The sequence below is a fragment of the Candidatus Frankia alpina genome (genome assembly GCF_902806485.1).
GTDB classification, from domain to species: Bacteria; Actinomycetota; Actinomycetes; order Frankiales; family Frankiaceae; genus Frankia; species Frankia alpina.
In genome coordinates this window covers 1-5,921 of record NZ_CADCWT010000263.1, presented here as the reverse complement: position 1 = coordinate 5,921, position 5,921 = coordinate 1, and the positions used below count along the sequence as shown (strand labels likewise).

The 5,921-nt window shown below is 69.2% G+C and carries 7 protein-coding genes; 2 read left to right on the top strand and 5 right to left on the bottom strand.

What is annotated here, in order from left to right; genetic code table 11:
- Positions 1-98 precede the first annotated feature (98 nt).
- Complete coding sequence (locus G6R25_RS20285; RefSeq protein WP_163554211.1) at positions 99-476, bottom strand: VOC family protein; 378 nt, start codon at positions 474-476, stop codon at positions 99-101.
- A gap of 199 nt (positions 477-675) precedes the next feature.
- Here G6R25_RS20285 and G6R25_RS20280 point away from each other — a divergent pair, with 199 nt between their 5' ends.
- Complete coding sequence (locus tag G6R25_RS20280) at positions 676-1,041, top strand: YybH family protein (RefSeq protein WP_163554210.1); 366 nt, start codon at positions 676-678, stop codon at positions 1,039-1,041.
- On the opposite strand, the gene G6R25_RS20275 is transcribed toward G6R25_RS20280, so the two are convergent.
- On the bottom strand, positions 978-2,000 hold the full coding sequence (locus G6R25_RS20275) for an MBL fold metallo-hydrolase (RefSeq protein WP_163554209.1): 1,023 nt from the start codon (positions 1,998-2,000) through the stop codon (positions 978-980). The genes G6R25_RS20280 and G6R25_RS20275 overlap by 64 nt on opposite strands.
- A gap of 272 nt (positions 2,001-2,272) precedes the next feature.
- Positions 2,273-2,740 carry a nuclear transport factor 2 family protein gene (locus G6R25_RS20270; protein ID WP_163554208.1) on the bottom strand — a complete coding sequence of 156 codons (468 nt, stop codon included), beginning with the start codon at positions 2,738-2,740 and terminating at the stop codon, positions 2,273-2,275.
- 135 nt (positions 2,741-2,875) lie between these two features.
- Between G6R25_RS20270 and G6R25_RS20265 the strand changes: the two genes are divergently transcribed.
- A complete protein-coding gene (locus tag G6R25_RS20265; protein ID WP_163554207.1) occupies positions 2,876-3,391 on the top strand; it encodes a TetR/AcrR family transcriptional regulator in 516 nt (171 codons plus the stop codon).
- A 162-nt stretch (positions 3,392-3,553) separates the two neighbouring features.
- Here the strand turns inward: G6R25_RS20265 and G6R25_RS20260 are convergent, their stop codons facing one another.
- Both G6R25_RS20260 and G6R25_RS20255 read right to left on the bottom strand, forming a co-directional pair.
- Positions 3,554-4,144 carry a GNAT family N-acetyltransferase gene (locus tag G6R25_RS20260; protein WP_163554206.1) on the bottom strand — a complete coding sequence of 197 codons (591 nt, stop codon included), beginning with the start codon at positions 4,142-4,144 and terminating at the stop codon, positions 3,554-3,556.
- Entirely contained in the window at positions 4,141-5,502 is a 1,362-nt protein-coding gene (locus tag G6R25_RS20255; protein ID WP_163554205.1) for an NsdA family TPR-like regulatory protein, read from the bottom strand. Before G6R25_RS20255 ends, G6R25_RS20260 begins: the two co-directional genes overlap by 4 nt.
- Between the last annotated feature and the right edge of the window lie 419 nt (positions 5,503-5,921).

Here is a 5,921-nt window from a genome sequence, read left to right as displayed (position 1 = left end):
GTCCGGCGTGGCCCGGAGCAGTTCCCGGACCGAGGCGAGGTCGTTGACCTCGGCCACGACGGTGCCGTAGACGTCGAGCAGGATCGCGCGTGGTCGGTTCATCCGCCGGTGGGGGTGAGGATCTCCAGGAAATGGCCGGACGGGTCGAGAAAGTACACCCCGCGACCGCCGCCCCGACGGTAGATCTCGCCGGGCTGTCGTCGCCCGGGGTCGGCCCAGTAATCGACGTCGGCTCGCCGGATCCGGTCGAAGATCGCGTCGAACTCCGGTTCGGAGACGAGGAAGGCGTAGTGCTGCGCCGCGATGGCCGGCTCGTCGCTGGTGGCGAAGTCGAGAATGACACCGTTGCCCGTGGACACGGGCAGGAACGGGCCGGTCGGCGTCCCGACGGACAGACCGAGGATGTCGGCCAGGAACTCGGCGGATTCGCGCCGGTCCCGGGCGACGACGATGGTGTGGTTGAGCTCGACGGGCATCGTGCACCACCTCCGCCCACCAGTGTCCACCGCCGAGCGGCAGGGCAACAGCCGGACGCCCGAGCCCCCGGAACCATCAGTCCTGCTTCTAGATCTCATACGGATTATCTGTTGGACGTCTGCCTGCCGGGCCGGAGATCCTGGAACAGCTGCACACAGGTACGGACCAGAACCAGGACTCTCCACGGAGCGAGGACACATGTCGGAACGCGACAAGGCAGGGCAGCCCGAGGACATCACCCGGCTGTTCGTCGAGCGGGTCAACGCCCGCGACGCCGAGGGCATCGCGGCGCTCTACGAACCGGACGCGGTGATGGCCTACCCGCCGGGCAGCGTGACGGTGGGCCGCGAGGCCATCCGCGCCTTCTGGGTGACGGCCCTGCCGCACCTGCCGCCGTTCGAACAGGAGGCGCCCCTGCCGACCCTGGCCAGCGGCGACACCGCCCTGACCTCGACCCCGCCGAAGGACGGCGCCGGCGCCCGCGCCCAGGTGGTCCACCGTCAGCCGGACGGTTCCTGGATGCGGCTGATCGACCAGCCGGAGTTCACGACCCCGCCCGCCTGAGGGGAGCCGGTGCCCCGGGTGGCATCCCACTCGGCCATGCCGGTGAACAGGTCCACCATGGCGGCCTGCGGGAGGTCGGGATCGAGATCGCGGTAGATGTTGTAGGTGGTGACGGTGATCCGTTCGGCGTCGCTGAGGGAGGCGAACCGGTCGAGGTCCATGCCGAGTGCGGCGTGCTTCCAGTCGATGCCGGCGGCGAACGCGGTGCGGGCCTGGGCGTCGACGTGGTGGAGGTAGGCCCTGACCTCGTTCACGCCGTCGAGATCGGTCACCGGACCGTGTCCGGGGACGATGACGTCGGGGTCGAGGGCGATGATCGTGTCGAGGGCGGCGATCCAGCTGCTGATCGGACCGGCCCACATGATCGGTGTGCTGCCGATGAAGAGAAGGTCGCCGGCGAACACCGCGGCGGCGTCGGGGATGTGGACCACGACGTCACTGTCGGTGTGCGCGGGCCCGAGCGGCAGCAGGTGGACCTCGCGGTCGCCGACGGTGAGGGTGCCTGGTCCGGTGATCTCCCGGTCCGGGGTGCGCAGGGATATGTCGTCGAACCGGAACGGGCCGAAGGCGCGGGTGATGAACGGGGTGAGGACAGGGCCGAGGTCGACGGAGACGACCTGGGCGAGGAACTGCGGGGACTCGTCTTCGACGAGATGACGTGAGACGCCGGGTGCCGCGTGGATGCGGGTGTGTTCGGGTACGAGAGCGTTACCGAAGCAGTGGTCGCCGTTTCCATGGGTGTTGACCAGGTCGCTGATCGGCCGCTGCGCGGTGATCGGAGCCATCGTGGTGAGCATCTCGCGGGTCAGCTCAAGGTCGAACAGGGTGTCGACCAGCAGACTTGAATCCTGGCCGGTGACGAGGCCGGCGTTGCTCCAGCCCCAGCTGCCGTCCGGGGCCAGCCAGGCCCAGATGCCGGCCGCGACCTCGTGCAGCCCCTTCGTGTACGGAACGGCCACGTCGAACTCCATGTCGCATCGGGCGTACTGCCACAGACGGCCGGACTGCCTGCCACGAAGGTGTGCGCAGATATCGGCGGGCTTGAGCCCTGAGTATAGCACTGGTAGCTCGGCGAGCATCTCGCCGCCGGCCGGTGAACAGCAGACTGCGCGCCGCACCGGCCCCCACACCTCGGGCAGCCGCCCCGGGGTGGAGTTCATCGGGGCGGGGTGGCCATTCGTTGATGGCGGCGACGGGGACCGGTGCTTCGTCGCGGACGGCGAGCGCAAGGTCAGGCCGCGAGGGCCGCGGCAAGCTCGTCGGGCCGGCCGAACGCCCGGGCGAACCCGACGGCGTCGGTGTAGTCGCGGGACTCGACGATCTGCCCGTCGCGCACCCGCAGCACGGAGATGCACGGGATGTCGAAGTCGTGGGTGTGGGTGTGGGTGTGGGCCCGGCCGACGTAGCGGAACTCGCCGATGACGACCTCCGGGTCGGCGGTGGCGTGCACGGTCCGGCCGACCGCGGCGAAGCTCTCGACTCCGTCGGTCGCCGTCGTCGCCCCGCCGAAGTGCCGACGCAGGTCGTCGCGGGTACGCAGCGGCTTGGCCGGAAACGGGGCGAACGGATGGCGGACGTCGGTGTGCTCGGCGTACAGCGCGACCAGCTGATCGAGCTGGGAGCGGTCGCCGAGCACGAGCCGCGGCACCCCGTCGGCGAGCGCGTGGAAGACCTCGGTGGGCGTGGCGACGGTCGTCATCGGTGCCTCCGGTCGCATAAACGAAGTGATGACTTCGGATTCTAACCGAAGTGTCAGCTTCGTTTACACTGCCGCGGCGGTGGCGGGTGATACGACGGACGGCGGGGGCCGACGTCGGGTGAGGGGTGGTCGCGGATGCGGGTGGACGCCCGGCTGAACCGCGAACACCTCCTCGCCGCCGCCGAGGAGGTGTTCGGCGAGCTCGGCGCGCAGGCATCGACGGAGGAGGTGGCCCGGCGGGCCGGGGTGGGCGTCGCGACGGTGTTCCGCCACTTCCCGACCAAGGCCGACCTCGTCGAGGCGACGCTGGTCCGGCATTTCGACGATCTCGTCGCGCACGCTCGCACGCTCGTGGCCGCACCCGAGCCGGGTCCGGCGCTCGCCGAGCTGGTCACCGCGATGATCGAGCGGGGTGCGACGAAGGTGACGCTGGCGAACCTGCTCGGCGTCCCCGACCAGCTCCCCCCGGGCGCGGCGGACGCGGCCCGCCGGCTGCGCGACGCCGTCGACGAGCTCTACTTTCTGGTGCGGGGCCTGACCCAGGCGGCGGCCGCGCTGCCCGTGCCCACCGCGGTCAGCCGTGGCGCGGTCGCGGTCGTCCTGGCCGGCCTCGCCGCGGGGCCCGGCAGCGGCTGCTCGCCGCACAGGTAGACCGAACCGTGGGGTTGGCTGGCCCGGGCCCGGTGGTGATCCTGGGCCCGGCCACCGCTCTCGCCGCGTTGCATGGTGTCCCGTTGTGTTTCGCTGCGCAGTGTTCGCAGTGTCGGTGATCGTGTGGTCGGTGCCTCGGGTGTCGAGTTGTCAGCGCGGGTTCTACCCGGCCTGCGCGGGCACGGCGGGCACGGCGGGCAGGCCGCGCAGGGCGGCGCTCCAGTCGGCCTGGCTGATCGTGTAGACGGCATGGTCCTCGCCGTGGATGAACTCCAGGCGCCTCGGGGTCATGTCGAGCCGTTCGGCGACGCGGACCGACGCGGTGTTGTCCGGCAGGATGACCGCGACGACCTCGTCGAGGTCGGGCCGCTGCGCGAAGGCCCAGCCGATGGCGGCGCTGGCCGCCTCGCGCGCGTAGCCCCGGCCCCAGCGGTCGCGGCGGATGAACCAGACGGCCTCGACGTCGGGCCAGCCGGGTTCGGTCCACAGCCCGGCCCGCCCGACGAGCGAACCGGTCGACCGTTCCACGACGGCCCAGGGGCCCACGCCGGTCAGCGCCCAGCAGCCGATGTTGCCGGCCATCGCATGCCACACGCTGTCCGGATCGGACCGTCCACCGATATAGCGGGTGAACTCGGGATCGGACCAGATCTCGACGAAACCGGGAACGTCGGCATTGTCGAGCGGACGCAGAACGAGGCGTTTCGTGGTGAGTGTCGGAATGGCCGTGACGGCCGCCTCTTTCGTCGTCATACCGGCGTTCCGGCCGGCAGCGTCCGGCACGCCTCGAGAAAGGAGGAAACCGCGGGCAGCCGATGATGTTCCGGAGAAAACGACGAGGCGCACTGCCGCAGTCGAGCTTTCACGGTATGCGTCAGTTCCGCCGGCGCGGACGACATTACTGTCATGGCGATCCGGGCCGCCTCCTCGGGTTCCGCGTCGGGACCGAGGAGATGTTGCGAAGCGTCGGACATCGAGGCGTGATGGGATTCCTCGACGGTGAAGTCGGCGCCCCTTCGCCGGTAACCGGCGACCGCGATCGGCGCCCATTCCCGGGCCATGTCGGCGTCGCCCATCGTGATGGCCACCCCGGATCGGAACATGGCAACCGCTGCCGGACCGACCGGAGTTTCTCCCGGCATCGGTGCCATTGCGCAGGACGCCGCCTCCATCCGGTTCAGCGCGCGCCGGGCGTTGTCATTGTCGCCCGCCTTCGCGTAGGCCCGCGCCTCGTACGCGGCCATTCTCGCGTCCATGTACGGGTGGTTCACATGGCGGACGATGCTCAGCGCGGCAATGGCCTGGCGATAGCGCTGCGTGTGATAAGTGATAGAGCTCTGCAGGGCCGCGACCGACATGATGAGAACGGGCTCATTGATCTCGTTCGCGTACGTTCCGGCGAGGCCGGCGAACCGGCGGGCGGAACGGAAGTCATCCGTGTTGAAGGCCAGCCGGCCGAGGAAGTAGGTGAGCTGGCCGCCGATCAACGTCACCCGGCTGCGGGTGCTCGCGGACATCCGGCCGTCGAGGATCGCCTCGATCTGCTTCCAGCGCTCGGCAACCTCGCCGAGCAGGGCGGCGTGCGGGGCCGAGCCGTAGACCTGCGCGATCTCGTCGACGTCGGACTCCAGCTCGTCGAGCGTGCGCTCGGAGGCGCTGCCGATCTCGATGCGCTGCCGGGTGGAGACCGCCAGCGCGGACAGGGCGGGCAGCGCGGGCAGCGCCGCGAACTCTCGCCGGTTCGCGGAAATCACCCCTTGATCGATTGTCCGTGCACCATTGGCTACGAGCATCCACTCCGGTGCAGGAACGTATTCATCAGTCGGTTTTCTCATCGGGGGCACGACGCCGAGGCGTCGCGCCCGCTTTTCCCGGTCGGCGACGTCACGCAGCCACCTGATCGCTCCTCCGCAGGGGAGAACGACATCCAGGGCATCGGAGAGGTCCGGTGAAGGTACCTCCCGACCGTTGACGGCCCGAGATACCTGCTGCCTTTTGAATCCCGTCCTTTCTGCCAGCCTACTGATGTTGGTCTCGTTATCTCCGATCAAAGACTGGAGCATGTCTGCCAGCTGGTCCAGCGCATCATTGCGTTGCCGTTCAGCCTCCACCGTCAACCTCCGGGCCGCATCCGTATCGAGGGGCGCAACAAGCCGTTGCGTGACAAGCACTTATCTGTTGCACTCTGTCGCTGAGCTGGGGACGAAGTGTGTCATGACACCTACCCAGGCACGTCCGGGCCACCCAGGTGGGTACCGCGGGAGTGCCCCCGGCACCGGTGATCCGGTTAACGCCGTTTCGAGGAGGTTTCGTGACACCATCGAGCCCTTCGGCAGGAATACCGAGTTCCGTATCCCCTCCCCTTGAGGGCCAAGAGGTTGTGCACGCCACATCGCGGACCCCCGATGAGGGTCATTCGGTCTCGACTCTGCCGGGGTCTACCCGGGATGGGGGGGGACATTTCTCCGAATCTGGCTCACACGGGTGGTGCGATGGGACCTTGGTCCCGATACCGGTGGCACCCCGACAA

What these genes read in the sequence shown, in the direction of transcription:
- G6R25_RS20260 (WP_163554206.1), bottom strand. Translation starts at nt 4,144, where the DNA reads ATGACGACGAAAGAGGCGGCCGTCACGGCCATTCCGACACTCACCACG.
- G6R25_RS20280 (WP_163554210.1), top strand. Translation starts at nt 676, where the DNA reads ATGTCGGAACGCGACAAGGCAGGGCAGCCCGAGGACATCACCCGGCTG.
- G6R25_RS20285 (WP_163554211.1), bottom strand. Translation starts at nt 476, where the DNA reads ATGCCCGTCGAGCTCAACCACACCATCGTCGTCGCCCGGGACCGGCGC.
- G6R25_RS20265 (WP_163554207.1), top strand. Translation starts at nt 2,876, where the DNA reads ATGCGGGTGGACGCCCGGCTGAACCGCGAACACCTCCTCGCCGCCGCC.
- G6R25_RS20270 (WP_163554208.1), bottom strand. Translation starts at nt 2,740, where the DNA reads ATGACGACCGTCGCCACGCCCACCGAGGTCTTCCACGCGCTCGCCGAC.